Annotated in this window: 3 protein-coding genes; 1 reads left to right on the top strand and 2 read right to left on the bottom strand. The window is 47.2% G+C overall.

Annotated elements, in window-relative coordinates; translation table 11 throughout:
* Window positions 1–109: 109 nt before the first annotated feature.
* A complete protein-coding gene (locus ABW391_RS29300) occupies window positions 110–457 on the bottom strand; it encodes a type II toxin-antitoxin system RelE/ParE family toxin (protein ID WP_353485453.1) in 348 nt (115 codons plus the stop codon).
* 48 nt (window positions 458–505) lie between these two features.
* The gene (locus tag ABW391_RS29295; protein ID WP_353485452.1) at window positions 506–1,732 is read right to left on the bottom strand and encodes a site-specific integrase; all 1,227 of its coding nucleotides are present in this window, start codon (window positions 1,730–1,732) and stop codon (window positions 506–508) included.
* Window positions 1,733–1,875: 143 nt separating this feature from the next.
* Here ABW391_RS29295 and ABW391_RS29290 point away from each other — a divergent pair, with 143 nt between their 5' ends.
* Window positions 1,876–2,184, top strand: coding sequence for a helix-turn-helix domain-containing protein (locus ABW391_RS29290; RefSeq protein ID WP_353485451.1), 309 nt, complete (start codon window positions 1,876–1,878; stop codon window positions 2,182–2,184).
* Window positions 2,185–2,376 lie beyond the last annotated feature (192 nt).

The raw sequence follows: 2,376 nt of genomic DNA, 5'->3' as shown, positions 1-2,376 counted from the left end.
GCTTTCACGTCAACAGGGCGTGGACGGTGAACTTTGATGTGTGGAGCCTTGCCATCGGCATGGGTAATAGCCTCCATCAATCCAGCCTTGATATTTTCAAATGCACTTGTCATTTTGATTTCTTCCTTTTTTCCCATGTTTGTATTAGCAAAGTAGTCAATTTGGCCAATTCATTTCGTTCAGCTTTGGTAAGGTTTTCTTGCTCATTTTTCGGGAACATGGCCAAAAGATATACGGGAATTGATACGTTGTGAAAGTAATAAATTACCCTCACCCCGCCACTTTTCCCCTGCGATCCACGCCCCCACTTCAGCTTTCTGACACCACCAGTGCCAACCATCAGGCTGCCGGCTTTAGGGTGCTCCGCTAAGTAATCCAAAATATCCTGACGCTCTTCTTCATCCAATAGCTTGTCAGCAACTCGGATGTAATTTGGTAATTCAGCAACGGTTTGCATAATTAAGTGTAATCCATTGGGACGGTTGAAGCAAGTGGCATTTGATATTCATTTAAGCAAGGCCATCCCACCTGTAACGATGATTGGATCAGGCGTATTAAGAATGTGGGCAAATGTCTTTCCTGCAAACTCAGCCGACTCTTGCAACCGCTCCTGTTTTAAGTGTGCATATCGCTCAGTAGTTCTGATGTGTGCATGGCCCAGCAGCTTTTGCACCTCATAGAGCGACACACCGTTGTTGACCAAGGTGCTGGCAAAGGTGTGCCTTAAATCGTGGATACGCACCTCTGGCAGCCCTGCCAATCGTCTTGCTGTATCCCATGCATAAAACACATTACAGAACGGTTTAAGCGTAATTGGATTGGGAAATACGTAGGGGCAACCGTCAAACTTCTGGCCCAGCAGTGTGGCATTGTTCGTCTTAACCAACATCAAGAAATCGACGGCAGTCTCAGACAAAGTAATGTGGCGCACCTTACCTGACTTTGATAAAGGAATGCGCCACACATTGGCATTCAAATCTATGTCGTCCCACCGAGCACGCAGGGCTTCTTGTTTTCTAGCCCCTGTCACCAACAGATAAGCAATGATGTACTTGAGCAGTGGGTTAACGCTTTGCTCAAGGGCCGCCTTAAGGGCCAAAGACTCTTCCTGCGTGACATACCGCTCAATCTTGTTGTTCTCCTGAAAGGGCTTAACCCCTTTGGCGGGGTTTTCAGTCACGCCGGCCACTTCCCACTCAATGGCAAGGTTAAAGCTGTAGCGCAAAAGGACAAGCATCCGGTTAACTGTTCCCTTGGCACTACCGCTGCCAATTTTGCTGTGCAAAAAGTCCCGCACCTTGCCCTTGGTAATTTGGTTCAGCTTGATCTCTCCAAACGCATCCTTGATGTGATTTCTGTAGAGGCTCTCATCGGTTGGCCAACTGCGCTTGTCCACCTTCACGAAGGGCAAATACTTTTGAATAAAGAACTGGTGAAATGTTGGACATAGGCGCTGCTCGTCTTTAATGTTCAAGGGGTCTTGGCCAAGCGCCACCATCCTCGCTAACTCAACAGCACGGCGGCGAGCGTCAGTGACCTTTAAAACACCATAAGGGCCAATAGGGATGCCCCTTTGCCGGCCTTGATATGAATAGCGGTAGCTGAAATGACCACCGCTTTGGCGCAGCTCAAACTGAAGCCCACGTGTGCGGGTATCTGTTAGGGTGACTTTTTGTTTGCCCTGTGGAATAGTTACACTTTCAAGTGTCTTTGCATCGAAATCAACCCGCATGAACGTTCCCCTTTGGTATCTGTCTAATACTATTAAGACCTTTAAAAGATCCATAGTGGATCATAAGTGATCTGAAAGTACATGTAAACCACTTTGTCGCAAATAATTGAGAATATGTTGCTTGAGTGATACGATTGGGATCAATGCAAGACCTGACTGAAATCAACTACACATTGCCTTCCATAGCCCAATTGGTGGCAGCGAGAAGCTATTTGTTCTGGAGCCAGCAGGCGTTGGCGGAAAAAGCATCGGTCGGTATTGCAACCATCAAGCGCCTTGAAAAAGCCAACGAACTTGGCGCATTGGCAGACACCTTGAAGTTGGCAACGCTCAAACGAATCCTTGTTGCGTATGAAAGTGAAGGAATCACATTTGCCCGTCAGGGCGAAAGCGAAGTGGTGATCTTTGGGCCAAAGGCGCAAAAGCAGGCCAAATCAGGTCGATTGACTTGAGGCACTAGTAGAAGACAAGTGACGGGGCAAAAACCTGCTAGGCGAGGGCAGGGGTTAGTTGCCATTGGAAGTTCATGGCAATCACAAGTTTTAAATCTCGCCAAAAAGCATTTCTATCAACTCGTAAGTAGAAGAGTTGTGCCAATCAGAAATGAAGCGTTCAAAACGCACATAACTCATTGATTCCAAACG

Source organism: Haliscomenobacter sp. (assembly GCF_040403615.1).
Classification (GTDB): domain Bacteria; phylum Bacteroidota; class Bacteroidia; order Chitinophagales; family Saprospiraceae; genus Haliscomenobacter.
This window is presented reverse-complemented; position numbering and strand designations above follow the sequence as displayed.

Coding starts and splice junctions, on each gene's coding strand:
- ABW391_RS29295 (WP_353485452.1), bottom strand. CDS start 1,732: ATGCGGGTTGATTTCGATGCAAAGACACTTGAAAGTGTAACTATTCCA.
- ABW391_RS29300 (WP_353485453.1), bottom strand. CDS start 457: ATGCAAACCGTTGCTGAATTACCAAATTACATCCGAGTTGCTGACAAG.
- ABW391_RS29290 (WP_353485451.1), top strand. CDS start 1,876: ATGCAAGACCTGACTGAAATCAACTACACATTGCCTTCCATAGCCCAA.